This is a genomic window from Streptomyces sp. NPDC052052, from assembly GCF_040680455.1.
Taxonomy (GTDB): domain Bacteria; phylum Actinomycetota; class Actinomycetes; order Streptomycetales; family Streptomycetaceae; genus Streptomyces.
On sequence record NZ_JBFAWU010000008.1, the window covers coordinates 25693 to 51953 of the forward strand.

Sequence of the window (26261 nt, forward strand, 5' to 3'; positions counted from 1 at the left end):
CGAGGACATCGGCGCCGAAGCCGGTCCGACGAGTACCGGAGAGTACGCATGGTCACCAGGCGTCGTGTCGTTCAGGCGGCGGTCGGAGGAATGGTCGCGCTCGTTCCGGCCGGTTCCGTCGCTCCGCGGCTGTGGGCAGCCTCCGGCGGGGGCGCGCTCGATCCGCACAAGGTGGAGAAGTACGTCGCACCTCTCGTCGTGCCGCCCGTCATGCCCTCCGACCGTGAGGCGGTCGGCGCTTCCGTCGACCACTACACCATCGGGGTCCGGCAGTTCCGGCAGCAGGTACTGCCCCCCGGACTGCCTGCGACGACGGTGTGGGGCTACGGCTCGATCCAGAATCCGAGCACCTTCCACTACCCCGCCTTCACCATCGAGGCCCGGTCCGGAACGCCCGTACGGGTGCGGTGGAGGAACCAGCTGCAGAACCGTCGGGGTGGCTACCTGCCGCACCTGCTGCCGGTCGACCCCACGCTGCACTGGGCGAACCCTCCGGGCGGAATCCGGGGCCGGGACGCGCGTCCCGTGTTCCGCTCGACACCCGGACCGTACACCGGCCCGGTCCCGATCGTGACGCACCTGCACGGCGGGCTGAACTCGGAGGAGAGCGATGGTTACACCGAGGCGTGGTACCTCCCCGACGCACCCGACATCCCCGCGGGATACGCCCAATCCGGTTCCTTCTACGACGAGTTCGGGAGAAAGTTCGCGGACCGCTTCGGCGTGGTGTGGAACCGGGGGGAAGCCGTGTTCCAGTACCCCAATCACGAACGGGCCTCGACCTTCTGGTTCCACGATCACGCCCTGGGCGTCACACGTCTGAACGTCTACGCCGGACTGGCCGGCTTCTACCTGCTGCGGGGCGGCCCCGCGGACCTTCCCGAGGGAGTGCTGCCCGGTCCCGCGCCCCGGCCCGGCGATCCGCCCGGCCGGACGTACTACGAGATCCCCGTCGTCATCCAGGACCGCTCGTTCCACGCCGACGGAAGCCTGTCCTACCCGTCCGGGCGCGCCGACTTCGACGGATTCAAGGGCCCCTACGTCCCGGACAGTGACATCGCCCCGATCTGGAACCCCGAGTTCTTCGGCAACACGATGGTGACCAACGGGAGAACCTGGCCGCACCTGCGGGTCGAACCTCGCCGCTACCGCTTCCGGTTCCTCAACGGATGCAACTCCCGGAGCCTGATCCTGAAGCTCGTCACCCACCCGCTCGCGCGCCGGCCCGCGCACGCCGCTCTGCCCTTCTGGCAGATCGGCAGCGAAGGCGGCTTTCTTCCCTCGCCGGTCCGGCTCGACCAACTGCTCGTCGCACCGGCCGAACGAGCAGACGTGATCGTCGACTTCACCTCGATCGCGGCAGGCACCGAGCTCTACCTCATCAATGAAGGCCCGGACAAGGCGTTCCAGGGCGGGAAGGCCGGCACGGACTTCACCCCCGCCGCCCCGGCCACCACCGGACAGATCATGAAACTCACGGTCGGTGCGCTCACCGCACCGGACCGGACCGTGCCGCCCTCCCAGCTGTCGCTGCCGACATTCGAACCGCTGGGAGAGGCGAGCCGCACCCGGCGGCTTTCCCTCAGCGAGGAGAACTCCGCCTCGCTGCCGCATGTCGGTCCCCGGCACATGCTGCTCGGCACGCTGGACGGGCACGGCGCCGCCGTGCCGATGCACTGGGACGACCCCATCACGGAGCATCCAGCGGTGGGTGCGACCGAGATCTGGGAGATCCACAACTTCACCGCGGACGCCCACCCGATCCATGTCCACGAGGTCCAGTTCCAGGTCGTCGACCGGCAGCAGACCGGCCATCCCGCACGGCCGGCCGAACCCTGGGAGAGCGGGTTCAAGGACACGGCACTCGCCTACCCGAAGGGCGTCACAAGGCTGAAGGCGACCTTCGACCGGCCGGGCCGGTACGTCTGGCACTGCCACATGCTCGAACACGAGGACAACGAGATGATGCGCCCCTACACGGTCGGCTGAGCCCCGGGGGCCGCGAGAAGCACCCCCCGGCCCGCTCACCCGGACGGCACCGCGCTTCAGGCGGCCAGGGCGGCGGGCTCGCACAGGTGGGTGGCGGCCGTCCGCCATGCGGCCGTCACCGCTGTGTGGGCCTGCCGCGTGCGTTCCGCACGGTTACCGGCCGGCCGCACCGGAAGCCCCACGTGCACGTGCAGACGTGGCCGGCGCAGCGGCGCGGTGGCCAGACCGGCGAGTTGCTTACCCGCGTTCCCGGAGCTGATCCGGCGGACCCCGGCCTGTCCGAGGGGGATGACGGGAGCCCCGGTCCGCTCGACCAGTCGGGACAGGCCGCTGCGGAAGCGCCCGGGGGCGGCCTCCGCGGCGTCACGACGGTCCGGGAGGCCGCCTTCGGCGTAGATGAGTACGATCCGCCCCTGCTCCAGGGCCGCCACGGCCAGATCGAGCGCGTGGGCGGCGCGGCGGTCCCCCCGCTGCACGGGGATGTACTCCATGTGGGACAGGACTCGGCCCAGCACCGGTATGCGCCACAGGCCCGCGGCCGCCATCACCGTCGGCCGGACACCGAGGCGGTGCAGTGCGGCGAGGACCACGGCGGGGTCGGCGAGCGAGGTGTGGTTCGCGGCGATGATGCTGCCCGGGGCGAAGCCGGTGTCCCCGTCGCCGTCGCGGGTCACCGTCAGTCGTCCGAACGCGGGCACGAGGATGTCGGCGAGGCGGCTGAGCATGCGTGTCTCCCGGTGTCGAGGATGGTCGTCCCCATCATCCGGGAGTGTGCTGCCGCCGGTATGAGTCCCCCTACTCACTTACCGACGCACGGCGCCCCGCGGAGGTGCGCCGTGCGTCGGTAAGCGCTCACGCGGCTCCGGGAGCCGGTGCCGCCGGCTCCGAGGAGTCCTCGGATCCCTCCGACGGCTCCGCGTGGAGCACCGTGCAGTGGAGGCTGTCGTTCACCACGTCGGCGACGATGGTGTCGCCCGGGTCGGCCTCACCGGAGAGCAGCAGGGAGGCGATGCGGTTGTCCAGTTCGTTCTGGATGGTCCGCCTGAGCGGGCGGGCACCGAACTCGGGCTGATAGCCGTGGGTGACCAGGAGCTTCTTGGCGGCGTCGGTGACGTCGAGCGTCATTCCCTGCGCGCTCACCCGGTGGTTGCTCTGGGCCAGCAGATGCTCCACGATCTCCGCGAGATCGTCCTCGGTGAGGCCGTGGAAGATGATGACCTCGTCGATGCGGTTGAGGAACTCCGGCAGGAACCGCGCCTTGAGCTCCTCCATGAGGTCGTCCTTGATCTCGGACACGTCACCGTGGTGGGCGAGGATCAGGTGCGCGCCGATGTTGGACGTCATGATGACCACGCAGTGGCGGAAGTTCACGGTGCGCCCCTGGGCGTCCGTGAGCCGGCCGTCGTCGAGGATCTGGAGCAGCGTGTTGAAGATGTCGGGGTGCGCCTTCTCGACCTCGTCGAAGAGCAGGACGCTGTACGGCTGCCTGCGTACCTGTTCGGTGAGCTGGCCGGCCTCCTCGTAGCCGACGTATCCGGGAGGTGCTCCGACGAGACGGGCGACGGTGTGCTTCTCCTGGAATTCGCTCATGTCGAAGCGGATCATGCGGTCTTCCTCGCCGAACAGCAGCTCGGCCAGGGTCTTGGCCAGTTCCGTCTTGCCGACCCCGGTCGGGCCCAGGAACAGGAAGGATCCGACGGGCCGCTTGGGGTCGCCCATGCCCGCCCGGCTGCGGCGGACCGCGAGCGAGACCGCGGTGACCGCCTCGTCCTGGCCCACGACCCTTTCGTGCATGGCATCCTCGAGCCGCAGCAGGCGGTCCTTCTCGCTGGCGGTGAGCTGCGAGACGGGGATCCCTGTCCGGCGCGCGACCACATCGGCGATGTCCTTGGCGGTGACGGAGACGACGCCTTCCCGGCGCTCCTCGATCCCGGCGAGTTCCCCCTCGGTCTCGGCGATCTCCGTCTTCAGCTCAGCGGCTCTGTCGAAGTCCTCGGAGGCGACGGCCTGGTCCTTCTCGCGGCGCAGCTTCGCCAGGCGGTCCTCCCGGCTGACAACCTCGGTGGAGCGTCCCGCGCTGCGCAGACGGACCCTGGCCCCGGTCTGGTCCATGACGTCGATGGCCTTGTCCGGCAGGAAGCGGTCGCTGATGTAGCGGTCGGAAAGCTCCGCTGCGGCGGCCAGCGCACCGTCGGCGAACCGGACCTGGTGGTGCGCCTCGTAGGTGTCCCGCAGACCTTCGAGAATGGCGATGGTCTCCTCGACCGTCGGTTCGGGGATGAGTACCGGCTGGAAGCGGCGTTCGAGAGCGGCGTCCTTCTCGATGTGCTTGCGGTATTCGTCGATCGTCGTCGCACCCACGACATGGAGCTCCCCGCGGGCCAGGGCGGGCTTGAGCATGTTGCCGGCGTCCATGGCGCCTTCGCCGGTCGCCCCTGCTCCGACGACCGTGTGCAGTTCGTCGATGAAGAGGATGATGTCGCCCTCGGCCGCCTTCACGTCCTCGATGACCTTCTTGAGTCGCTCCTCGAACTGGCCCCGGTACTGCGCACCCGCCACCAGGCCGGAGAGGTCGAGGGAGATGACCTGCTTCTCCTTGAGGGTGTCGGGTACCTCTCCCGCGACGATGCGCTGGGCGAGTCCTTCGACGATGGCGGTCTTGCCGACTCCGGGTTCCCCGATGAGCACGGGGTTGTTCTTGGTCCGCCGCGAGAGGATCTCGACGGTCTGTTCGATCTCCTCGGAGCGCCCGACGACGGGATCGAGTCTGCCGGCCCTGGCTTCGTCGGTGAGGTTGCGGCCGAACTCCTCCAGGGTGGTGGCGGTCCCTGCTTCGGCCGGCTGCGTGCCGTCGGTCCGCGGGGTCCCGCCCGGGGGCTCCCGCAGCTTGTCCAGTTCGACGCCCTCGGCGCGCAGCACACGGGAGGCCCCCGAGTCGGGGTCGTCCAGGAGGGCGGAGAGGATGTGCTCGGGGCCGATGTAGGAGACGCCCGTTGCCTGCGAGCGTGCGTAGGCGGCGGCGAGTGTCCGCTTGGCCGCGGGGGTGAGGCCGGGCTCGGCGGACGGCTCGCCGGACTCCTTGGGCAGGATCCGGGCGATCCGAGTCGCGAGTTCCCGGGGGGCCACGCCGCCCCGGGCAAGAATCCGCCGGGCGGGATCGACCTGCGTGGCCGCCCACAGCAGATGCTCCGTGTCCAGGTCGGATGTCCCGTCCTCGACCGCGCGCTGCGCGGCAAGGCTCAGCAGTTCGTGCGACGACTCGCTCAGGAGCCGTCCGATCGGTACGCGCTGCACCGCCGGGGGCGATGACGCGGGTGACGTACCGAAGAACCGGCTGAGCAACTCGCCGAACGGGTCCGCGGAACCGAAGGCTGAACCGAAGGGAATCGACATGACAGCTCCTGTGCACGAGACCGATTTCCACTCAAACAACCGCACAGGGGGCACGCAACCGGAGTCGGACTCGTCGGTGCCGTGCGGACCGTGAGCGTCTGTACGCGTCCTGCCACCGGGCTCGTGCGAGCGGACAGAGCGTCGCCGAGATCTCACAGCAAGGCAGCACTGCGCAAGGCGAGTTCACGCCATCCATGTGACCCGCACACGGTGCGTTTCTCGGCGACATCCCGAAAAAAACGGGCCCGCACCGCCAGGAGGGCTGTTTCGGATTCACACATCCGCGACGGGGCGCCATCCCCGACGCGCAACAGCACGGCGTACAAGGCGAATCGGCGCATATCCGCGCGTCGCACGGGCGCGCTGACCGCGCACCGACGGCAACTCCCCACCCAGAGCACCTCGACCCGGTTTCCGGGCGGACGGAGCATGCCGATCACCCTGTCGGACCACACGACCAGGCATAAGAACAGGCCAGAGTTGTGGCGGCGGCGTTTGAGGGCGAATTGTCATGCACAATCTCATCAAGGGTCTACCCGCATAGACAAGACCCCCCACCCTCGTCATGTACGACTGATTGAGCAGGAGACCGCCTTGAGCGCATCCACTCCGCTGCGTACGACCCTCATCGGGGTCGTCCTTGCTGCGACCGCCCTGATCCCCCTTCAGGGCACCGCGCTGGCAGCGCAGACCGGGACCACCGAGTCCGCCACCACCCCGGCGTCCTCGGTCTCGGGCATAGCGGACACAACCGCTCTCGCCCTCGCCAGATCCCTGGCCGATCCCGCATGGAACAACCAGGTCCGCACGGCCCTGCTGGCCTCGGACTCGGTGGATCTGCACGCGCTGACCCGTGCTTCCACCTCCGCCACCGGCAAGAGCCTCGGCGCGAAGGTGACCACCGCCGACCGGGGCGTGGCCACCGCCAAGGGCCTGGGCAGCGACGCGGGTTCGCTGCTCCGCGTGGGTCTGGCGGACGACGCCATGAAGGACCGGCTCGCCGGGGGTGCGGCCCCGCTCGTGGCGGCCGCTCCGTCCGACGACGACGCCTCCACGTTCACCGCGTACGACAGCCGGGGCACCGCTCACACGCTGACCACCGACACCGTCCCCGACCGGCCCGTCTATCTCGTCGACATCGACGGCTCCAAGGCGGTCGCACAGGGCCTGGAGATCGTCGACGCGGCCCTGGCCGAGGCGGGGCTCGATGTCCCGGTCCCGGCCGCCGAGGTGAACTCCTTCTCGACGCTGGCCACCACGGGCATCGACACCACCCTGATCAACTCGGTGCAGGTCTCCGACGTCAAGGAGCCGTGGTTCAAGAGCGATGCCGAGATCTTCACCCTCGTCACCGGCTTCGGTACGAACGGCACGCCGCGGGTCGACACCGTCGAGATGCCGTACCTGAACAAGGCCGCGACCACGTACTACCCGAACCAGGTCCTCGTGAACTGGTCCAACTACAAGTACAACATGGCTGATGCGGTCATGATGGAGGACGACGGCGACACCAACTACCAGGCGCTCGCCAAGGCCATCGTCACGGTCCTGCTCACGATCACCGACCAGGGCGTGTACATCCCCCTGGCCGACGCGGTCCTGGACGCCATCCCCACCTCCTGGTGGACCGACGACCCGGACTACGTCGACTCCTGGTACACGCTGGCCAAGACCACCAAGGGCACGCGCAACGGCGCTGCGGGCAATGGCTGGATGAACGTCTCCCCGTACCACGTGTCGGCGCTCTGAGCCGCATCGCGCTCAGCTCACACGTCCGGACGCCGGTCGGCTCCTCCTCCCCGGGGCCGGCCGGGGCCGGGCTCCACCGGCGGTTCCGCACACGTGGGCCCCTTCCGGTCGTCAACGGCCGGAAGGGGTACGACACCGGCCGCACGGCGTGCCCGCTCCCGGTGCCCGCGGCGCGCCCGAGGTGGACGCCGGACCCGCGTGCGCGGACTCAGACCGGCAGCCGCGGCACGCTGTCGATGAGTCGACGGGTGTACGGGTGCGCGGGGGCGCCCAGTACCTGTGCCGTCTCCCCCTGCTCGACGACGCGACCGCGTTCCAGGACGGCGGTGCGTTCACAGAGGGAGGCGACGACCGACAGGTCGTGGGACACCATGACGAGCGTCAGGCCCCGCTCCTCCTTGAGCTCGGCGAGGAGGTCGACCACCTTGACCCGTGTGGTGACGTCCAGCGCGCTGACGGGTTCGTCCGCGAGCAGCACCCGCGGTTCGCAGACGGTCGCCCGGGCGATCGCGATGCGCTGGCGCTGACCGCCGGAGAACTCGTGCGGATAGCGCTCCGCCGCGTCGGCCGGGAGCCCGACCCGCTCCAGGGCGTCGGTCACCTTGGGAGCAGCCGAGACCCTGGAGTCGATACCGAGCGAGCGGAGCGGCTCGGCCACGATGGCGCCGACCCGACGACGCGGGTCCAGCGACGAGTACGGGTCCTGGAAGACACACTGCACGCTGCGCCGGAACCGGCGCATCTGCGCACGGTCGCGCAGGCCGAGGTCCGCACCGTCGAATCGCACGGTTCCCGAGGTGGGGCGGGCCAGCCCGAGCAGAAGGCGCAGCAGCGTCGTCTTGCCCGCACCCGACTCCCCGACCAGGGCGAGGCTCTGGCCCGTCTCCACGGCCAGCGAGATGTCCTGGACGACAGGGGCGGCGCTCCCCCGGTAGCGCAGCGACGTCTCGGCCAGTTCCAGTACGGGCGTCATCGTGCGCTCCTCAGGTGCAGGGCGGACTCCAGCCGTCGGGCGCTGTCCACCAGCGCCTTCGTGTACTCGGCTCGCGGCTCGCGGACGATCTGCCGGACGCTGCCCTCCTCGACGGCGCGGCCGTCCTTCATCACCAGGGCGCGGTCGGTGATCCTCGACACGACCGCGAGGTCGTGGCTGACGAAGAGGACGGCCATGTCCCGTTCGCGTACGAGTGTGTCGATCAGGTCGAGCATCTCCGACTGCACGGACACGTCCAGGGCCGTGGTCGGTTCATCCGCTATGAGCAGCTTCGGTTCACAGGCCAGTGCCATGGCGAGGGCGACGCGCTGACGCTGGCCACCGGAGATCTCATGAGGGAAGGAGCGCGCGATGCGGTCGGGCTCGGGCAGCCGCACCTGCTCCAGGGCCTCGGTGACGGCACGCTTCAGCCCGGCGCCCTTCAGCCCCTGCCTCCTGCCGAGCGGTTCGGCTATCTGCCGGCCCACCCGCATCAACGGGTCGAGTGCGGTGAGCGGCTCCTGGAAGACGATGGCGGCGTCTCGGCCGCGCACGGTGGTGAGCCGCTTCTCGTCCGCCCCGACGATCTGGGTGCCGCACAGTTCGACACTGCCGGTGGCAGCCATGCCGTCGGGCAGCAGACCGAGCACGGCGAGGGTGGTCAGGGACTTGCCGGAGCCCGATTCGCCGATCAGGCCGAGTCGTTCCCCCGGGGCGAGGGTCAGCGAGAGATCGTCGACCAGAGCGCGGCCGTCCGTGGTGCGGATGGTCAGTCCGCGGACGTCGAGGATGGTCACGCGCGCCTCCGCCGGGTCGCCGGGTCGAGGGTGTCACGCAGGCCGTCGGCGATGAGGTTCACGCCGACGACGAGCAGGACGAGCAGGATGCCGGGGGCGAGCGCGCCCGCCGGTGCCGTGGTGAAGGTGGCCTGTGCCTCCTGGAGCATCCGGCCCCACGAGGCGTTGGGCGGCGGCGCTCCCAGACCCAGGTAGGACAGACCGGCCTCGGCCAGCACCGCGAGCCCGAACTGAAGAGCCAGGTTCACGACGAGGGTCGGCCAGATGTTGGGCAGGACGTGTCCTGCCACGGTGCGCGGCCAGGACGTGCCCGACGTCCGGGCCGCCGTGATGTAGTCCTGTGCCAGTACCCGCTTGACCAGGATGCGGACCAGTCGCGCCACGACCGCGCTCTGCGCGAGGCCGATGGCCAGCACGGCGGAGCCCAGCGTGGCCGAGCGGGCCGCGACGATGAGCATCGCGAGGAGCAGGGTCGGGAAGGCGATCAGGATGTCGAGGAAGGCGGAGAGCGTGTCGTCGAGCCAGCCCTGCGCGAACGCCGCGAGGATGCCGAGCGAGATACCCACGGCGGCCGCGATGAGCACCGATCCCAGTCCGGCCTCGAAGGCGATCCGGGAGCCGGTCATCAACTGGGTGAACAGGTCGCGGCCCAGCTTGTCCGTGCCGAGGAGATGTCCCTGGCCGGGGCCGGTGAGCCGTCCGCCCGAGGTGTCGTCGGAGGCGTAGGGGAGCCAGAAGCACGAGACCAGCGCCAGCAGCGCGATCAGACCGGCCAGGACGCATCCGACGACGAGCGTGTACGAGCGCCGGGCCGACCGCTTCGTGGGCGTCGGGGACGGTGTCTGTGCCGTTTGTGTCATCGGGAGCCTCCGGACAGCCTGCCGCGCAGTCGCGGGTCGACGATCCGCTGGACGAGGTCGGCCGCGAAGCCGATGATCAGGACCGCGAGCGTGGAGACGAACAGCACGCCCTGGATGACGGGGTAGTCGTGCTGGGCGATCCCGGTGGCGAGCATCGAGCCGAGGCCCGGCAGCGCGTACACCGACTCGACGACGACCGCTCCGAGCAGCGTGGACGCCAGCTCGATACCGAGGATGGAGATGACCGGTACGGAGGCGTTGCGCAGACCGTGCCGCCATACGGCCCGCCCGAACGACGAGCCCAGCGCCCGTGCCGTGCGCAGGTAGTCGCTGCCCAGCACATCGAGGGTGGCCGAACGGACGTAGCGGATCAGGGACGCGCTCATGACGAGCGCGATGGTCACGACGGGCAGCACCAGCGAGCGGACCGCCTCACCCGGCTGGTCCCAGCCGTCCGGCGGGAAGCCACCCGCCGGAAGCCAGCCCGCGTTCAGCGCGAAGACGTCGATGAGGATCATGCCGAGCCAGAACACCGGCACGGCGATGCCCAGTTGGGACACTCCGCTCAGCAGCGACCCGTACCAGGTGCGCCGCTTGTACGCGGCGACGAAACCGGTCGGTACGGCGATGACGACGGCGAGCACGAACGCGGCGAGCGTCAGGGGAACCGTGACGTCCAGCCGCGAGGAGACCTCGGGCCCGACCGGCAGCGAGCTGACGAACGACGTACCGAGGTCCCCGCTCGCCAGCTGCCCGATCCAGTGGGTGAACTGCTCGGGCAGCGGCTTGTCGGAGCCGATCGAGTGGCGGGCCGCCGCGATCTGCTCCGGGCTCGCGCCCACCGAGGTGAGCGCGTTGGCGGGGTCGCCGGGCAGCATGCGCAGCAGTGCGAACAGCACCACGCTCGCAAGCGCCAGCGACACCAGCAGGAAGCCGAAGCGGCGCAGCAGATAGCGCGCCATCAGCCCTTCTTCTTGATGTCGTAGGCGTGGAACTGCGAGTTGAGACCGTTGAGCGGGTAGCCGGACAGCTTAGTGTTCGCCACGACGATCTGCGGGTACAGGTACAGCCAGTCGCTGGCCGCGTCCTCGGCGGTCTTCTGGTTGACCTTCTTCAGGAGCTCGGTCTGCTCGGCCGTGCTGGAGGCCGCCTCGGCCTCCTCGACCCACTGGGTGACCTGCTTGTTGTCGTAACCCCAGTAGAAGTCCGGGTTGCCGTACCAGACCAGGTCGCGGTCGTTGACGTGCTCCTGGAGCGTGGCCGTGAAGTCGTGGTTCTTGTAGACCTTCGTGTACCACTCGTCCGGCGTGATCGTGTTGATCTTGACGGTGATGCCGACCTTGGCGAGCTGGGACTTGATGAAGGTCGCGGCGGTCGGGTGCGGGTCGTAGTTCGGGGTGTCGAGGGTGAAGGTGAAGCCGTTCGCGTGACCGGCCTCCTTCAGCAGCTTCTTGGCGCGCGCCGGGTCGTACGCGTTGACGTGGGTCAGGTCCTCGTACCACGGGTCGGTGGGGGGCACCATCGAGCCGATGGACTTGCCGTAGCCGCCCCAGACCGACTCCAGCAGCTTCTTGTCGTCGATCGCGGCGGAAACCGCCTGGCGCACCTTGACGTCGGTGAAGGGCTTGGCCTTGTCGTTGAAGGCGAGCAGCAGCTTGGTCGTCGAGTTGCCGTCGTTGACCTTGTAGTTCTGGTTGCTCTTGAACTGGTCGAGGGCGTCGGGCGACTGCTCGCTCGTGACGATGTCGACGGCGTTGGTGAGCAGCGCGTTGTTGAGCGCCGTGGCGTCCTTGTAGTAGTGGAAGACGACCTGCTTGTTGCTCGCCGCATCGCCCCAGTAGCCCGCGAACCGGTCGAGGGAGAGGGCGGACCCGCGGGTCCACTTGTTCAGCTTGTAAGGCCCGGTGCCGTCCTCGCTCGTCTTCAGGCCCGTCGCCTCGGAGTTGATGATCCAGACGTAGGAGAGGTTGTAGACGAAGGAGATCGACTTCTTCGACAGCGTGACCTTCACGGTCCTCGCGTCCGGCGTGGCGATGTCCTTGATGACTTCGAGGTTGCTCTTGCGCGCGGACTGCGAGTCCTCGGCGATGACCTTCTCCAGGCTGTACTTGACGTCCTGGCTGGTCAGCGTCTTGCCACTGTGGAACTTCACACCGTCGCGGAGGGTGAAGGTGTACGTGAGCCCGTCCTCGCCGACCTTGTGGTCCTGGGCGAGCAGGTTCTCGACCTTGCCGTCGTCGGTGAGCCGGAACAGCCCTTCGTAGACGTTGCCGTTGAGGGCTTCGGTGACGCCCTGGCCGCCGCCCGCGGTGTTGTCGAGGTTCTGCGGCTCGTAGAGCGAGCCGATGTTGACGGTGGCGTTCTTGTCGAACGTCCCGCCCGAGGCGCTGCTCCCGGTCGAGCCTCCGCCGCAGGCGGTGAGGGTGACAGCGAGAACGGCCACGGTCGCGCCGGCGTACAGGGAGGTCTTCTTGATGCTCATGAGGGATACGCGCTTTCGTGCTGCGGTGAGGTGTGGAGCGGGGTGGTTCAGCGCTGCGCCGGGGAGGCGTCGCGGAAGACGGGGCGCTTCTCGCCTGCTTCGACCGGAAGGTGGAAGCGGTTCTGTCGCGGCGGCATCGGACAGTTGTACTGGTCGGAGAATCCGCAGGGCGGCACGAAGGCGCGGTTGAAGTCGAGGACGACGCGGCCGTCGTCGGCGGTGCGCTCGACGAAGAGGAAGCGTCCCGCGCCGTAGGTGGTGTCGCCATTGGTGGGGTCGCCGAAGACGAGCAGCAGGGTTCCCTCGTCGTCGAAGGCGCTCAGCGTGTACGCGCGGCCGTCGACGGTCAGCGTGATGTCGCCCGGTACGACGAGGTCTCGGGTGCCGCCGTTGTCCCGGATGTGTTCGAAGCCGACCCGTCGGGCGCCCGGCACCGGCGTGTACGAGGCCTCCAGGACCCACGACGGGTCGTACGGGAAGACGTCGATGCGCTCGAAGTTCTGGATGGCCGGCGACTGCGCGTCCCAGAAGCGGAGGCCGTGCTCGGGCTCACCGGTGACGCGGTCCGTCCGCTCGACCGTGGTGACGGTCACCTGCTCCGGCTGTCCCGCGCGGGCCGCCTCGACGTCGGGCCGCTCGCCCGCGGGTGACCAGCGGGTCTCGACCAGGGCGAGGTTGCCGGTGGCTGAGGTGACGGAGTTCCGTCGCCCGGCGCACCATGCCGTCCAGCCCTCGACGGGTGCGGCACTCGGCTGGTCGGGGGCAGTGGGGTGAGACACGGTGGAACCCATTCACGTGGACGATCTTCGGCCGGCTACCAGGCCTCGAAAGTCACGCGGAGTGAATCAATGCCCAAAGCACGTCCTTTATCTTCCATAAGACGATCTAATGTCAAATACGGATCAGCACCCGAGACACCTGCGCGGCACCCCGCGCCCCTCTCCTTGCGCGCCCACGCGCACGCGCACGCGCGCGAGGGCCGCGAACGGCCCTCGCGTGTGCGCAGATGATCATCCGTATCCGAAGATCCGCGCGATGAAGAATGCCGCAAAGATGATCGATCCGACCAGGATGATTCCTGCCCACAGGGCAGGGTGTTCCCAGATACCTCCGTCCGCGCGTTCCTCATGGGCTTCACTGGTGGAGCCCTCGGCTGGTGGGGTCTCCCCTGGGGGATGCAGTGTGATAGCCACACCACCATTTTCCCGCGCCCGCACGCCGTTCGCATCGCCCCGCAGCGGCCGCGCCCGCGCCCGTGTCCAGGTGGTCGCGGCGTCGACCGGGAGGCCGAGAAACTGTCCGGCACCCGCACGCGAGGAGGCGGCCACCGGAGATCCGGTGACCGCCTCCGACGCGTGCGTGGCAGGTGTTACTGGCAGGTGCCCGCGAACGTCTCGCGCGTCAGCACGTCCGTCGCAGCGGCCGTGGTGTCCAGCCAGACGATCCGCTGCCCGTCGCCGAGCGACGGAGCCAGCTGCGAACCGGAGGAGCAGGAGACCCGGCTGAAGTTGTTCAGACCGGCCACCACGTCCGCCGTGGTGGAGACCTTCACCTTGGTCGGGCCGTTCCAGGCACCGAGAGCGCCCCACAGGTCGAACGTCGAGTAGGCGAAGTACTCGTCGGTGACCGAGAACTGAGCGGCGTACAGGCTCTTCGGGTAGGTCAGCTTCTTCATCTGGGTCAGGTCACCGGAGGGAGCCGATCCGATGCTGGTGCTCGGGATCAGGAAACCGCCGGTGCTGCGGTAGAAGACGCGGTCCGAGGTGAGCTGGATGTCCGAGATCCAGTCGAAGAGGTAGCCGGTGATGCGACCCCTCTGGGTCTCGCCCGTGGCGATGTCGTAGACGTACAGGTACGTCCCGTCGCCGCCGGCCCAGGCGATCTTCCCGTTCTTCATGGCGAGGTGCGCGGCCGTGGTGCCGGCTTCCGGCGTCACATTGACCGTGGTGCCGTCGGCCTTCTTGAGCATGACGTCCTGCTCGCCGTCGGCGGTGGTGCTGATGTAGGCGAGGGCGCCGTTCTCGGTGACCGGCTCGGTCTCGTCCGCGTCCGGGGCGTCGACCAGCTTCTTGATCGCACCCTGACCCTTGTCACCGGCCTGGTAGATGCCGACGCCGTCCGCGGAGATGCGGGTGAAGACGATGCGCTGGTTGTCGAGGGACGGGTCCATCAGGTAGGCGTCCGACTGGGCCAGCTCGTGCACGGGGTTCTTGCCGAAGCGGCCGACCGTGATCCCGAAGGCGCCACTGCCCTGGTCCCAGGCGATCGCGTCGCCGTGGGCGATGGCGTAGACGTCACCGTTGACCTGCGCGGCCTGCTCGTCGATGCCGCCGTAGACCTCGTAGGCGGGCAGGATGTCCGAGGCGAGGGTCGTGCCGTCGTGCGTGCCGCCCTTCTGCTCCCAGCCCTTCTCGATCCCGTGCTCGTCGAAGGCCCGGTCGATGGCCTCGCGGTCGGCCGCCGAGACCTTCAGGGACTGCGCGGCCAGGGTCACCGCGTTGCGCATGTCGGTGAAGCCGGACAGCGGGGTGAGGTAGTTCTGGGCCGCCCGGTACATGATCCGGTCGGCGAGGTCCGGGTCGATGTTCTTGCGGATGTCCCACAGCGCTCCACCGACGATGGTGGAGTTGTAGTGCACACCACCGTTGTCGATGTCGAGCGGGATGGGCTCGTAGTCCGTCTGCGCGTTACGGCCGTCGTTGAGGTCGCGCAGCGCACACTCCTCCAGCGGCACGGTGCCGTTGCAGAGGTACTCACCGAGGAGGCCGGACTGCGGGTCGCTCATCGCGACGCCCTTGTCGGCGGTCTCCATGGCGTTGCCGAAGTAGTCGGAGATCGCCTCGTTGAGGGCGCCCGACTGGTTCAGGTAGACGAGTCCCGCGGCGTGCTCGGTCACGCCGTGCGTCATCTCGTGGCCGACGACGTCCAGACCCACGGACAGCGGCACGCCGTCCATGTGGCCGTAGACCATCTTGGAGCCGTCCCAGAAGGCGTTGGCGTAGTCCTTGTCGTTGCTCGAGACATTGACGACGGAGTAGACCGTGCCGCCCTTGCCGTCGACACCGTCACGGCCCAGCTTGTCCTTGAGGTACTCGTAGACCTTCGTGGCGTTCAGGTGGGCGTCGACCGCACCGGAGGTGGTGTTGGCGCCGTCGAACCGGTCGCTCGCGGAGGTCCCCAGCGGAATGTCGTCGGTGACCGGGCCGCCCGCCACGAGGGCGTAGCTCTTGCGCTGGGCGTCGTAGGTGCGTATCTGACCGCCCGTGGCCGCGTACATGTCGCGGGTGGAGTCGACGAGCGTGTAGGACCCGTTCGACTCCTTGTTGACGTCCAGCTCCACCTCGGAGCCGTCCACCAGCACGCCCGTGCCCTTGGCGGGCGCGACGTCCACGGCGTCGATGTTGTTGTACGACAGGGCGATGCCGCCGATGTTCGCGTCGACGAACACCTCCTGGCGCACCGGGCTGCCGTTGGCCTCGGCACCCGTGACGGTGAAGTGCCAGGCCAGCTTGCCGCCTCGGGCGTCGGGCAGGACGGTCAGGCCGTGGCCCTCCGTCTCGGCACCCTTGACCCGCGCCAGCTTCCCGTCGAGGGAGAACATCCGCTTCTGCGCGGTGGCTTCGGAGACGCTCGGGGTGGTGGAGACCGACAGGTCCGTGTACAGGGTTCCGGTGGCGGACTCGACACTCTGGCCGCCGTCCGCAGCCTGGGTCTGCACGGCGTATTCGGCTCCGAAGACCGGTACCCCGTTGTGCTTCTGCTGGAAGCGGACGGACGACTGCTTGCCGTCCTTGCTGGTGCTCACGGTCTCGAGGTCCGAGACCGGGACCTTGTACGTGTCCTGGTGGGCCTTCAGGTGTTCCCGTGCGGCCTGGGCCGGTGTGCCCTTGCGGACCGCGTCGTCGAGATGCCGCGTCATGGCAGGCGCGACGGGCACCCGGTCACCGGCCACGGACGTGGCGGCCGGCGCCTCCTCATCGGCCCAGGCCGGCGCCGTCAGCAGCGTCGAACCGGTGGCCGCGACGACCACTGCGGCGGCCAGGACACGGCGGAGCCGTCTTTGTCGTGTCGGGAACACGTGAACCCTCCCATATCGCAAAAATGCGTAAATTCGCCCGACTGCGCTGGTGCGGGAGACCTCGCATGGCCGGTGCCTGGTGAACGGGGCAAAGCTTCCCGGTCACGACACCAGATGTTTCGACACGACCCTTGGGACATACAAGGGAAATCACTGGCGCGAAGGCGCCGAGGCGTAAATACGCCTCAGAAGGCGCCCCCTTTCCGCCAGTTCAGCACCTTTCGCTCTTCGTGGCCGCCCCGCCGACTCCCGCCGACCTCCTGCCATTCGGGCTGGAAACGGGTGGTTGCGGCCGCATCGTCCGTGCGGGAGTACGGGCACCATCGGATCGCGCGGTGGCGATACCGCCCCGGCGTCCTTGCCCCGTCTACGAGCCCCGCCCAACTGCCGGGCCGACACGGCGCCCCCGCGCCCCGGCAAGCCGGGTCAGTCGAAGAGGGCAACGAGCCCGTTCACCCAGATCGCGAGGAACGCAAGGACCCCCACCAGGCATCCGGCCCCTGCCAGGAAGTCGGTGAAGGAGTTCCCCCCGTGGCCTTCCTCCCGGTCGGACGGCACCGCACTCCAGTCGCCGGGGCGCCCCACGACCTCGGAGCAGGCTGCTCGTACTGCTGCCAGCTGTTCTCTGGCAAAGGCCGTTCGGGCGAGCGCCTCAGGCCCCTGCCAGGCCAGTGCCCGCATGCGCTGCGGAGCGGTGCGGTACCTCTTCTCGAAGGCGGAGGTCTCCGCCGCGTCCCGGTCCGGTTCAAGGTACATCCAGCGCCCCGCCTCCGCGGGCTCACCGTACAGCCGGTACACCTCGGCCAGGCGCCGGCGAAGCATCAGGTCATCCGGACAGGACGACACCAGCCCGCGCAGACGCTGGCGCGCGACGGGAACCCGGCCGGCGGCCAGGTCTGCATCGGCTCGGGCAAGGGTGTCTCTCATCGGCATGAACGCATGATCGAGTGCCGCAGTGACCGCCGTCGACCGGGTTTCGTCGCTCACCACGCGCAGGGACGGCCTCACCGGCAGCAGTCCGTTGCGCGGCCATCCCGCGGGTCCCCGGCCCGAGGGATGGCCGCCGACACGGCACACCCGTCGGCCGATCCGCCGCCTCGGACACGCACACAAGGATGCGCGCCCGGCGCATGACGCCGAACGCGCATTCACGGCCAGCCCGCAGTACCGGAGCATCGAGCCGGCCGCCCGGGGGACCGGCCCTACGGATGCAGCACCACCGTCGTGCAGCCCTCGATCCGCTGGTCGAACTTCTCGTACGCCGACGGCGCCTGGTCCAGGGGCAGTTCATGCGAGACGACGAAGCCCGGCTTCGCCCGACCCTCGATGATCAGGTCGCGCAGGAGCCGGTTGTAGCGCTTCACGCTGCACTGCCCCGTACCCAGGCGCAGCCCCTTCTCGAAGAGCTTGCCGATCGAGACGAGGAGCATGCCGTGCTTCGCCTGCTCGTCAGGACCGCCGGGGTCGGTCGGGACGTAGAGCCCGGGCACGCCGAGCGCCCCGGTGGCCCGAACCGTGTCGACCAGCGAGTTGAGGACGGTGGCCGGTTGCTCGCGGTCGGTTTCGCGCCCCCTCGCCTGGTAGCCGACGGCATCCACGCCCTTGTCCGTACCAACGCCCCCGGTCTGCTCCTTGATCTGCTCCACGGCGTCGCCCTCGGAGAAGTCGATCGGCACCGCGCCGATCTCCCGGGCCTTGTCCAGCCGCTCGGTCACCCGGTCCACGACGAACACCTTCTTGGCCCCGCGCAGCAGGGCCGAGTAGGCGGCCATGAGACCGACCGGCCCACCGCCGTACACGGCGACGCTGTCGCCCGGGCGGACCTCGGCGAGTTCACAACCGTGGTAGCCGGTGGGGAAGATGTCGGCGAGCAGCGTGAAGTCGATCTCGTGCTCGTTCCCCGGCGGCAGCTTCAGACAGTTGAAGTCGGCATAGGGGACGCGCAGGTACTCCGCCTGACCGCCCGGCCAGGGCCCCATCGCGACGCCACCGTAAGCTCCGCCCGCGAAGCCGGGGTTGACGGTCTGGCAGAACGCCGTGAAGCCGTCGACACAGTTGGCGCAGAACCCGCAGGCGACATTGAAGGGCATGACCACGCGGTCGCCCTCCTTGAGAAGAGTGACGCCCTGGCCGGTCTCCTCGATGATTCCCATGTTCTCGTGGCCGAAGACGGTGCCCGGCTCGGCTGTGGTCCGGCCTTCGTACATGTGCAGGTCGGAGCCGCAGATCGCGGTGGACGTGACCTTCACGATCACGTCGTTCGGGTGGTGGATCCTGGGCTTTTCGACGTCTTCGACCGCCACCGTGAACGGCCTCTTGTACACGACGGCCTTCATGGCTGCCTCCTCCGCTCGGGAATGCGCGCACGTATTCCGCCCGCGCTGTCCGCCCGTTCCCGCCCGGCTCCCGTGACCCATCTCTCATGATTCTCCGCCCTGAACAATCGGACAACCCGGTAAAATCGGTCTAAATCTTCGCCTTGATTCGCACCCCGAGAATCGGAAAAGGAGCGCACCCAGTGGCCGCGCAACGCCTCGGAACCCTCCTCGTCCCCGTGCCCGGACTGTCCGGCACCACCTACCCGCCCGGGACGACGGTGTCCGTCCGCGGTCGCGGCGCGACCGTCGACGCCTTCGTCAACGGCGACTGGCTGCCGCTCTCCTGGTGGGAATTCTCCGACGGGCTCCGCGAGGACATCGCAGACCGCTGACACAGGGACGCACCCCTTCCCGCATCCCGGCACTCCCCCATTTGCGTGTCACGCATCTTTGCGTGATACGCATCTTTACGTGACACGCATCTTTACGTAGCGCGCAGTATTCACTAGCGTGGATTCATGGGATTGCGAGAGCGGAAGAAGGCCGAGACGCGCGCCGCACTCAGCTGGGCAGCGCTCCGGCTGACTGTCGAACGCGGGCTGGACGACGTCAGGGTGGAGGACATCGCCGAGGCGGCCGGAGTCTCGCCGCGCACGTTCAACAACTACTTCTCCAGCAAGGGCGAGGCGATCGTCGCCCGCCATCTGGACCGGTGTCTGCGCATCGCGGAGGCACTGCGCGAACATCCGGCGGAACCTCTGTGGGAGGCGATCCTCCTTGCGGTGCTGCCGCAGTTCGAGCCGGACGCCGCCGCGACCGCTCCTCCTGGTCACGACGCGGGGCAGTGGGCGACAGGCGTGCGCATGATGCTCGCCGAACCGGCCCTTCAGGGCGAGATGTTGCGGGCCGGAGCGCTCGCCGAGGCCGGGATCGCCGAGGCCGTCGCCGACCGCACCGGCACCGACCCGCGGCAGGACCTGTACCCACACCTCGTTGCGTCCACGGTGCTGGCGGCCACGAACACGGCGATGGCCCACCACCTCCGCACCGATCCCCCGGTGCCGGTCCGGGACTTGCTCGCCGAGGCCCTCACCCGGATCGCGGCGGGCCTGCCCGCGCCCCGGATGTGCACCGCGACCGCCGGGTCCGACAGGACGCCGGGCGCAGGCCACCTGCCCGGAGGGGGAAACCGCTCATGATCGACGTCGTCATCGCAGGTGCCGGGCCCAACGGGCTGATGCTGGCCTGCGAGCTCGCTCTGGCCGGCGCACAACCGCTCGTCCTGGAACGCCTCACCGAACCCACCGGCGAGCAGCGCGCGAACGGCCTGGTCGGCCAGGTCGTCAGCATGCTCGACCGGCGCGGACTCTATGAACGGCTGACCGCACCCGGTGCGACGCCCCAGCCGGTGCCCGCTTTCGTGTTCGGCGCGTTCCCGCTCGGCCTGAGCGACCTGCCGGACAACCCGCTCCACACACTGATGGTTCCGCAGCGTCGGATCGAGCAGATGCTCGCCGAGCGCGCGGCCGAACTGGGTGTCGAGATCCGCCGCGGCCACGAGGTGACCGGCCTGGCCCAGGACGAGCGGTCGGTGCGGATCGCCGTGCGCGGGCGGGAGCCCGTCGAGGCCACGTTCCTGGTCGGTGCCGATGGCGGGCACAGCACGGTCCGCAGGCTCGCCGGCATCGACTTCCCGGGTGTCACCACGGACGACTCGGTGTCACGCACCGGTCATGTGGCGGTGCCGCCGGATCTGCTGGGGGCCGACGGCAGTCTGTCGGTACCCGGCTTCGGCACCGTGCCACCGTTCCAACACGTACGGACCGAACGCGGCCTGATCGCCTGGGCGCCGTTCCCCGGCAAGGATCCACTGATCAGCGTCACGGAATGGCAGCAGCCACCGGAGGGCGAGGGCTCGCTCGACGAGCTTCGGGCCGGCGTCTCCCGGGTCCTCGGCGCGGACGTACCGCTCGGCCCGCCGACCGGCCCGGGGCCGCACCTGCTGAGGCGGCTGTTCGGAGGCAACACCCGGCTCGCGTCGCGCTACCGCGCGGGGCGCGTGTTCCTGCTGGGGGATGCCGCGCATGTGCACTCGGCCATCGGCGGCCCGGGGCTCAACCTGGGTCTGCAGGACGCGGTGAACCTCGGCTGGAAGCTGGCGGCGGAACTCCGCGGCCACGCGCCGGAGGGGCTGCTGGACACCTACGAGTCGGAACGCGCCCCGGCGGCTCGGCGGGTCATCATGCATACGCGGGCGCAGTCCCTCCTGACCAGGCCGGGCGGCGACGTGACGGCGCTGCGCGAACTCCTCGGCGAACTCCTCGTCCATCCCTCCGCGCGGCAGCACATCGCGCAGCTGCTGTCCGGTACGGACATCAGCTACGCCATGGAGCCCGCGAGCGGAACCCATGTCGGCCGGTGGGCGCCGGACGTGCGGGGCCTGCGTGAACTGACCCGCACCGGCCGCCCGGTCCTTCTGGACCCCACCGGCAGTCTCGACACGGGCCCCTGGGCCTCACACGTCGACACGGTGGCCTGCCCCGAACTCGACACCGGGCTGCTGCTGAGGCCCGACTGCTACGTCGCCTGGCAGGGCACCACGGGCGAGGGTCTGTACGAGGCCCTGGGCAGGTGGTTCAAGGCGGCATGAGACCCGGAGGGCCTGGCCCGGGTGACCGCCTATGTCCTGGGGCCGCGGTGTCGTCCACTGCCCCCAGGGCGGGCGGCCGACGGCCGGACGGCCGCATACGGTTCGCGGCGTCCGGGATGCCGCCGCACCGGCCTTCCCGGGCCCTGAATCCCGCCCAGATGACACCGCCCGAACGGTCAGAACGACTGGGGTTACCATATGAGCGCCGCCTAGCTCGAAAGATAATCCTGTGACTGTCAACGAAGACTCGTTCACCAACTGGAAGAACCGCGAAGAAATCGCGGAGTCGATGATCCCGATCGTCGGGAAGCTGCACCGCGAGCGGGACGTCACGGTCCTGCTGCACAGCCGCTCCCTGGTGAACAAGTCAGTGGTCAGCATCCTCAAGACCCATCGTTTCGCCCGGCAGATCGCCGGTGAGGAACTCTCGGTCACTGACACGCTGCCCTTCCTGAAGGCGCTCACCACGCTCGACCTCGGCCCTTCGCAGATCGACATCGGCATGCTCGCCGCGACCTACAAGGCCGACGACCGCGGTCTGTCGGAGGAGGAGTTCACCGCCCAGGCTGTCGCCGGCGCCCTGGGTGCGAACAAGGCCGAGCCCCTTGAGGGACGCGACGTGGTCCTGTACGGCTTCGGCCGCATCGGCCGACTCGTGGCCCGGCTGCTGATCGAGAAGGCCGGCTCCGGCAACGGTCTGCGTCTGCGCGCCATCGTCGTCCGCCAGGGCGGCGACCAGGACATCGTCAAGCGCGCCTCGCTGCTGCGGCGTGACTCGATCCACGGCCAGTTCCAGGGCACGATCACCGTCGACGAGGCGAACAACACGATCATCGCCAACGGCAACGAGATCAAGGTGATCTACGCCGGCGACCCGTCGGAGGTCGACTACACGGCGTACGGCATCAAGGACGCCATCCTCATCGACAACACCGGCAAGTGGCGCGACCGCGAGGGCCTGTCCCAGCACCTCCGCCCCGGTATCGCCAAGGTCGTGCTGACCGCTCCGGGCAAGGGCGACGTCCCCAACATCGTCCACGGCGTCAACCACGACACCATCAAGCCGGACGAGCAGATCCTGTCCTGCGCGTCCTGCACCACCAACGCGATCGTCCCGCCGCTGAAGGCGATGGCGGACGAGTACGGCGTCCTGCGCGGCCACGTGGAGACCGTCCACTCGTTCACCAACGACCAGAACCTGCTGGACAACTACCACAAGGCCGACCGCCGTGGGCGTTCGGCGCCGCTCAACATGGTGATCACCGAGACCGGTGCGGCCTCGGCCGTCGCCAAGGCACTGCCGGACCTCAAGGCGCCGATCACCGGCAGCTCGATCCGTGTCCCGGTGCCGGACGTCTCGATCGCGATCCTCAGCCTGCGGCTCGGGCGCGAAGCCACCCGCGAGGAGGTCCTCGACCACCTCCGCGATGTGTCGCTGACCTCGCCGCTCAAGCGTCAGATCGACTTCATCAGCACCCCCGACGCGGTGTCGAGCGACTTCATCGGTTCGCGTCACGCCTCGATCGTCGACGCCGGTGCCACCAAGGTCGACGGCGACAGCGCGATCCTCTACCTGTGGTACGACAACGAGTTCGGCTACTCGTGCCAGGTCATCCGCGTCGTCCAGTACATCTCCGGAGTGGAGTACCCGACGTACCCCGCCCCGGCGGCCTGACCCGGCGGACCTTCCGCGCCGCCGTCCCGCGCCTCACCTCCGGGACGGCGGTCGACCCCGGTCGGCGACCGGCCGATCCGCCCCGGAGGGGCAGGCGCCGACCCGGAGCACGAGGCGGCTCGGTGGGTTCCCTGTGCACACGCGCCGAGCCCCTTCACCAGGCACACTCAGTGCAGCCTCCAGGTGAGTTTGTCACCGCCCACCCACCGGACCACATCCGGGTCGTCGAGGTCATGGACCGTGATCCCCGCGGCCGAGGCCGCGGCGAGCACGTCCATCATCGATGTCGCCTCGCACACGACCTCCCCGTCGATCTCCACGAGGCGGAAGGGCGGATCACCCGGCTCCACCGCCAGCACGGTGATCCGAGGCGCCGAGATATGAGGGCTTGCACTTTCGGTCATGCGGTGATCCGTTCCACGCCGTAGTCGGCAATATGTCCGGCGGCCGGGTGGGTGACCCGCCTCGACCGTCCGCTGCGACTGCCCGCAGCGCCCCGGATGCCTGACTTCCCGCGCCTCACGGACAGCTCCCGCACCGCGCCGACCCGCATTCGGGTGACGGCCGGAACCTCACTACAGGGCCGGAACGGTCGCAGCACCCAGGTCGCCTCCGCTCAGGCACGGGGGCGTCCGCACCACCCTCACCGAGCGCCAGGGGTGCGCTCCGGAGGCTGCCCGCAGGCCATCCTGCGGGCGATCCTTTCGGCGCGTCACGGAGGAGCCGACCCCGCCTCCGGGGAGACTCTGGCCATGGCCAAAGCAACGAAGGCAGTCCTTGAAGGCGGCCCCGAAGACCTTCCCGAGCGGATCGTTCCCCTCACCCCACCCGGACCGGACATCAAGATCCCGTTCCGCGGAGGATACGAGCACTTCAAGGAAACGGACCGCCAACGAGACACCAAAGAAGGCGAGTTGCCGGTCTACGAGTGGTGGGAACGCACCGAAGTACCGGGGTGAAGGCCACCGGCCCACGCGCCCCGCCGGGAACAAGGGACAGGCACGGGTTCGGTCGAGGCGGCGGGGCCCGGTGGCACCAGCCGGGGAGGAAACCCTCGGCCTCGAAACAACCCCTATGGGACAGTCGGGTTCCGGGGAACCACCGCGACGCCGGTCCGCACCCCGGGCACCCCTGCGCCTCCTCCGCCGTGCGGCTCCCTCGTACGGGGAGACGCTCGCCTGCATGCAGTAACCCGGGGCGCGCACCGAACCTCCCACCGCAAAGCTATGGGATACGCGCTCCCCCGTTCTCTCGGCGAAAGACGAAGAAGGGTTTCTCCGTGCGTTTCTTCCGCATAGCGCTATGGGTCACGGCTCCTGCGGCGGTTTCCCTGCTCGCGGCTCCCCCGGGAAGGGCGCCTTCCGGCGCCGGGGGCGAGACAACTCCGGAAGGCCCGCTCTCCGTATGGCGAGCCGCAGCGGCTCCGGCACTGGCCGCCCAGTCCGCACTGCCCTTCCCGGCCCTCGGGGCGACATCGCTGGCATTCCCCCATGGGGCGCCACGGCCGGCCATCGTGATGCGTAGCCAGTGGCGGGCCGACGAGACCAAGCGCGATCCCCATGCCCACTACGCGCAAGGGGTGAAGGCAGTCTTCATCCATCACACGGACTCCCCCAACAACTACGACTGTGACGACGTCCCGGGTACTGTGCGCAATCTGTACACGGGCCAGACGCGTGACCGGCAATGGGGCGACCTCGGCTACAACTTCCTTGTCGACAAGTGCGGCACCATCTACGAAGGACGCGCCGGCGGCACGGACCGGCCCGTCGTCGGCTCCCACACCCTCGGCTTCAATCAGGACACCACGGGAATCGCCGCGATCGGCACCTTCGACCGAGGCACTCCGGTACCGGCACCCATGGAGCGCGCGATCGCCGCGCTCGCCGCCTGGAAGCTCGGCCTGAGCGGCATCGACCCCACCAGCAAGGTGAGACTCACGTCCACGAGCGACAAGAGCCGTTACCCCGCCGGGACTTCAGCCGCATTCAATGCCATCTCCGGCCACCGCGACGGCTATGCAACCAGCTGTCCCGGCGAAGCACTGTTCGCACGCCTCCCTGCGATCCGGAGCCTTGCCGCCCGCCTCCAGGGCAGGCCCCTCCCCGCACCCGCCGGCGCCACCCTGCCCTCGGACCTGCCGATCCTCCAACACGTCGGTCACTGAAGGCCGGGGGCGCCTCGCTCCACCCATGTCCTCACCGGGACAAGACTGTTCACCCGGCCCCGTCGAGCCCCGCACACGGCGGTGAACCCGCCACCGGAGCCCCGAACCGTCCCGCGCCCAGCACCGCCTCCCCGGCGGGCCGGGGCGATCGGCCGCGGGATGCAGGTGCCGCCCTCGCTCCGTAGGCTGGTGGACGGCATCGACCGGCCGGGCCCCACGCCCACCGCACCCTGCACCTGTCGGCCGCGCGCAGCGATTCCGTTCAGCAGGTGCGGCGATCACCGGGATCGGCAACCGGTCCTGCCGCTCGATGCCGTGACAGGCGCCGGGCCGTCGGCTCGGGAACGGATCGCCCCTTACGCCTCTGACGTGGAGCCCTTCATGAGCACACCGCGGGACCTGTTGATCACAGTCATTGACATGTCGCCCAGTCACTCCGTGGAACGCGGCAACCTGTCCCTCGCGCTCGCGGGAGCCGAGCTGATCGATCTGCTGGCCGCCGAGGCCATCAGGCTGGACGACGACCTGATCGTTCCCACCCATCCGCCGCAGATGTCGGATCGCCTGTTGGACCAGGCCGCCTCCTCGCTCGTCGGCCGGCCTCCGTACGAGACGCTCGACGACTGGCTGTGGCGCAGAGGCCGCGGCCTCTCCACGGCTTATGTGGAAGCCCTCGAAGCGGACGGGCAGTTGATCCGGAAACGGCATCCCCGCTGGATGCCTGCCCGGGCCGACCGGACGACCTTGGCCGATTCAGCAGCTCGCCGCGATGCGGCCGAGCGCTGGGCCTCGGACGAGCCCGTCCTCGCCGCTCTCGTAGCGGCTGCCGGCATCCACGACAGGCCGGCCGGCGAATTCCCCGGCGCGGCCGACGACCCGGTGACGACCGTACTCGCCGCACTCGACGACGCGTTGAAGGATCTGGAGTTCCAGCGACAACGCCGGGCCATCGACCAAGCGGCCTTCGACAACGTGTGGCGAGGCGAGTGACGAGTTCCGCCCCTCCGCGGGCTCATCCCCCGCGCCCTTTCTTGCCCCATCCGGCCCTGGCGAGGCACGGGTCGGGATGTGCATGATGCATCAATCATGGTTCATACACGCTTCATGCATCATGCACACATTCTGTGATA

At 69.2% G+C, this 26261-nt stretch carries 22 protein-coding genes; 9 read left to right on the forward strand and 13 right to left on the reverse strand.

Annotated elements, in window-relative coordinates; genetic code table 11:
• Positions 1 to 48: 48 nt before the first annotated feature.
• Entirely contained in the window at positions 49 to 1989 is a 1941-nt protein-coding gene (locus AB0L71_RS11640) for a multicopper oxidase (protein WP_365241029.1), read from the forward strand.
• Positions 1990 to 2045: 56 nt separating this feature from the next.
• On the opposite strand, the gene AB0L71_RS11645 is transcribed toward AB0L71_RS11640, so the two are convergent.
• Positions 2046 to 2714: a lysophospholipid acyltransferase family protein gene (locus AB0L71_RS11645; protein ID WP_365241031.1), complete on the reverse strand. Its 669-nt coding sequence runs from the start codon at positions 2712 to 2714 to the stop codon at positions 2046 to 2048.
• Positions 2715 to 2841: 127 nt separating this feature from the next.
• Positions 2842 to 5382 carry an AAA family ATPase gene (locus AB0L71_RS11650; protein ID WP_365241034.1) on the reverse strand — a complete coding sequence of 847 codons (2541 nt, stop codon included), beginning with the start codon at positions 5380 to 5382 and terminating at the stop codon, positions 2842 to 2844.
• Positions 5383 to 5976: 594 nt separating this feature from the next.
• Between AB0L71_RS11650 and AB0L71_RS11655 the strand changes: the two genes are divergently transcribed.
• A complete protein-coding gene (locus tag AB0L71_RS11655) occupies positions 5977 to 7131 on the forward strand; it encodes a DUF3103 family protein (protein WP_365241036.1) in 1155 nt (384 codons plus the stop codon).
• A 208-nt stretch (positions 7132 to 7339) separates the two neighbouring features.
• On the opposite strand, the gene AB0L71_RS11660 is transcribed toward AB0L71_RS11655, so the two are convergent.
• From AB0L71_RS11660 to AB0L71_RS11705, 10 genes are all read right to left on the reverse strand, one after another.
• Positions 7340 to 8104, reverse strand: a complete 765-nt coding sequence (locus AB0L71_RS11660; protein WP_365241039.1) for an ABC transporter ATP-binding protein — start codon at positions 8102 to 8104, stop codon at positions 7340 to 7342.
• Positions 8101 to 8901, reverse strand: coding sequence for an ABC transporter ATP-binding protein (locus tag AB0L71_RS11665; protein ID WP_365241042.1), 801 nt, complete (start codon positions 8899 to 8901; stop codon positions 8101 to 8103). Before AB0L71_RS11665 ends, AB0L71_RS11660 begins: the two co-directional genes overlap by 4 nt.
• On the reverse strand, positions 8898 to 9761 hold the full coding sequence (locus AB0L71_RS11670; protein ID WP_365241045.1) for an ABC transporter permease: 864 nt from the start codon (positions 9759 to 9761) through the stop codon (positions 8898 to 8900). The genes AB0L71_RS11665 and AB0L71_RS11670 overlap by 4 nt, the downstream gene beginning before the upstream one ends.
• A complete protein-coding gene (locus AB0L71_RS11675) occupies positions 9758 to 10723 on the reverse strand; it encodes an ABC transporter permease (RefSeq protein ID WP_365241047.1) in 966 nt (321 codons plus the stop codon). Before AB0L71_RS11675 ends, AB0L71_RS11670 begins: the two co-directional genes overlap by 4 nt.
• Positions 10723 to 12243, reverse strand: a complete 1521-nt coding sequence (locus AB0L71_RS11680) for an ABC transporter substrate-binding protein (protein WP_365241049.1) — start codon at positions 12241 to 12243, stop codon at positions 10723 to 10725. The genes AB0L71_RS11675 and AB0L71_RS11680 overlap by 1 nt, the downstream gene beginning before the upstream one ends.
• Before the next feature lie 47 nt (positions 12244 to 12290).
• Positions 12291 to 13022, reverse strand: coding sequence for a DUF1684 domain-containing protein (locus AB0L71_RS11685; RefSeq protein ID WP_365241052.1), 732 nt, complete (start codon positions 13020 to 13022; stop codon positions 12291 to 12293).
• A 231-nt stretch (positions 13023 to 13253) separates the two neighbouring features.
• Positions 13254 to 13436 carry a DUF6480 family protein gene (locus AB0L71_RS11690; RefSeq protein WP_365241055.1) on the reverse strand — a complete coding sequence of 61 codons (183 nt, stop codon included), beginning with the start codon at positions 13434 to 13436 and terminating at the stop codon, positions 13254 to 13256.
• Positions 13437 to 13612: 176 nt separating this feature from the next.
• Positions 13613 to 16321: a M4 family metallopeptidase gene (locus AB0L71_RS11695; RefSeq protein WP_365241058.1), complete on the reverse strand. Its 2709-nt coding sequence runs from the start codon at positions 16319 to 16321 to the stop codon at positions 13613 to 13615.
• A 426-nt stretch (positions 16322 to 16747) separates the two neighbouring features.
• Positions 16748 to 17254, reverse strand: coding sequence for a DUF6584 family protein (locus tag AB0L71_RS11700; protein WP_365241061.1), 507 nt, complete (start codon positions 17252 to 17254; stop codon positions 16748 to 16750).
• Between the two features lie 269 nt (positions 17255 to 17523).
• Positions 17524 to 18657, reverse strand: coding sequence for a glutathione-independent formaldehyde dehydrogenase (locus AB0L71_RS11705; RefSeq protein WP_365241063.1), 1134 nt, complete (start codon positions 18655 to 18657; stop codon positions 17524 to 17526).
• 182 nt (positions 18658 to 18839) lie between these two features.
• Here AB0L71_RS11705 and AB0L71_RS11710 point away from each other — a divergent pair, with 182 nt between their 5' ends.
• From AB0L71_RS11710 to AB0L71_RS11725, 4 genes are all read left to right on the forward strand, one after another.
• Positions 18840 to 19031 (forward strand): hypothetical protein, encoded by a 192-nt coding sequence (locus AB0L71_RS11710; RefSeq protein WP_365241066.1) that lies wholly within the window; start codon positions 18840 to 18842, stop codon positions 19029 to 19031.
• Between the two features lie 126 nt (positions 19032 to 19157).
• Positions 19158 to 19838: a TetR family transcriptional regulator gene (locus tag AB0L71_RS11715; RefSeq protein WP_365241068.1), complete on the forward strand. Its 681-nt coding sequence runs from the start codon at positions 19158 to 19160 to the stop codon at positions 19836 to 19838.
• Positions 19835 to 21289: an FAD-dependent monooxygenase gene (locus AB0L71_RS11720; protein WP_365241070.1), complete on the forward strand. Its 1455-nt coding sequence runs from the start codon at positions 19835 to 19837 to the stop codon at positions 21287 to 21289. The genes AB0L71_RS11715 and AB0L71_RS11720 overlap by 4 nt, the downstream gene beginning before the upstream one ends.
• A 229-nt stretch (positions 21290 to 21518) precedes the next feature.
• Entirely contained in the window at positions 21519 to 22964 is a 1446-nt protein-coding gene (locus tag AB0L71_RS11725) for a glyceraldehyde-3-phosphate dehydrogenase (RefSeq protein ID WP_365241072.1), read from the forward strand.
• A 167-nt stretch (positions 22965 to 23131) separates the two neighbouring features.
• On the opposite strand, the gene AB0L71_RS11730 is transcribed toward AB0L71_RS11725, so the two are convergent.
• Positions 23132 to 23368 carry a hypothetical protein gene (locus tag AB0L71_RS11730; protein WP_365241075.1) on the reverse strand — a complete coding sequence of 79 codons (237 nt, stop codon included), beginning with the start codon at positions 23366 to 23368 and terminating at the stop codon, positions 23132 to 23134.
• Between the two features lie 348 nt (positions 23369 to 23716).
• On the opposite strand from AB0L71_RS11730, the gene AB0L71_RS11735 reads away from it, so the two are divergent.
• The 3 genes from AB0L71_RS11735 (at position 23717) to AB0L71_RS11745 (ending at position 26121) form a co-directional block, all read left to right on the forward strand.
• Entirely contained in the window at positions 23717 to 23923 is a 207-nt protein-coding gene (locus AB0L71_RS11735; protein WP_365241077.1) for a DUF5988 family protein, read from the forward strand.
• 488 nt (positions 23924 to 24411) lie between these two features.
• Positions 24412 to 25131, forward strand: coding sequence for a peptidoglycan recognition protein (locus AB0L71_RS11740; protein ID WP_365241520.1), 720 nt, complete (start codon positions 24412 to 24414; stop codon positions 25129 to 25131).
• Positions 25132 to 25512: 381 nt separating this feature from the next.
• A complete protein-coding gene (locus AB0L71_RS11745; protein ID WP_365241080.1) occupies positions 25513 to 26121 on the forward strand; it encodes a GPP34 family phosphoprotein in 609 nt (202 codons plus the stop codon).
• Positions 26122 to 26261: the final 140 nt, after the last annotated feature.

What these genes read in the sequence shown, in the direction of transcription:
- AB0L71_RS11670 (WP_365241045.1), bottom strand. Translation starts at nt 9,761, where the DNA reads ATGACACAAACGGCACAGACACCGTCCCCGACGCCCACGAAGCGGTCG.
- AB0L71_RS11720 (WP_365241070.1), top strand. Translation starts at nt 19,835, where the DNA reads ATGATCGACGTCGTCATCGCAGGTGCCGGGCCCAACGGGCTGATGCTG.
- AB0L71_RS11735 (WP_365241077.1), top strand. Translation starts at nt 23,717, where the DNA reads ATGGCCAAAGCAACGAAGGCAGTCCTTGAAGGCGGCCCCGAAGACCTT.
- AB0L71_RS11645 (WP_365241031.1), bottom strand. Translation starts at nt 2,714, where the DNA reads ATGCTCAGCCGCCTCGCCGACATCCTCGTGCCCGCGTTCGGACGACTG.
- AB0L71_RS11660 (WP_365241039.1), bottom strand. Translation starts at nt 8,104, where the DNA reads ATGACGCCCGTACTGGAACTGGCCGAGACGTCGCTGCGCTACCGGGGG.
- AB0L71_RS11675 (WP_365241047.1), bottom strand. Translation starts at nt 10,723, where the DNA reads ATGGCGCGCTATCTGCTGCGCCGCTTCGGCTTCCTGCTGGTGTCGCTG.
- AB0L71_RS11705 (WP_365241063.1), bottom strand. Translation starts at nt 18,657, where the DNA reads ATGAAGGCCGTCGTGTACAAGAGGCCGTTCACGGTGGCGGTCGAAGAC.
- AB0L71_RS11715 (WP_365241068.1), top strand. Translation starts at nt 19,158, where the DNA reads ATGGGATTGCGAGAGCGGAAGAAGGCCGAGACGCGCGCCGCACTCAGC.
- AB0L71_RS11700 (WP_365241061.1), bottom strand. Translation starts at nt 17,254, where the DNA reads ATGCCGATGAGAGACACCCTTGCCCGAGCCGATGCAGACCTGGCCGCC.
- AB0L71_RS11650 (WP_365241034.1), bottom strand. Translation starts at nt 5,382, where the DNA reads ATGTCGATTCCCTTCGGTTCAGCCTTCGGTTCCGCGGACCCGTTCGGC.
- AB0L71_RS11680 (WP_365241049.1), bottom strand. Translation starts at nt 12,243, where the DNA reads ATGAGCATCAAGAAGACCTCCCTGTACGCCGGCGCGACCGTGGCCGTT.
- AB0L71_RS11640 (WP_365241029.1), top strand. Translation starts at nt 49, where the DNA reads ATGGTCACCAGGCGTCGTGTCGTTCAGGCGGCGGTCGGAGGAATGGTC.
- AB0L71_RS11745 (WP_365241080.1), top strand. Translation starts at nt 25,513, where the DNA reads ATGAGCACACCGCGGGACCTGTTGATCACAGTCATTGACATGTCGCCC.
- AB0L71_RS11730 (WP_365241075.1), bottom strand. Translation starts at nt 23,368, where the DNA reads ATGACCGAAAGTGCAAGCCCTCATATCTCGGCGCCTCGGATCACCGTG.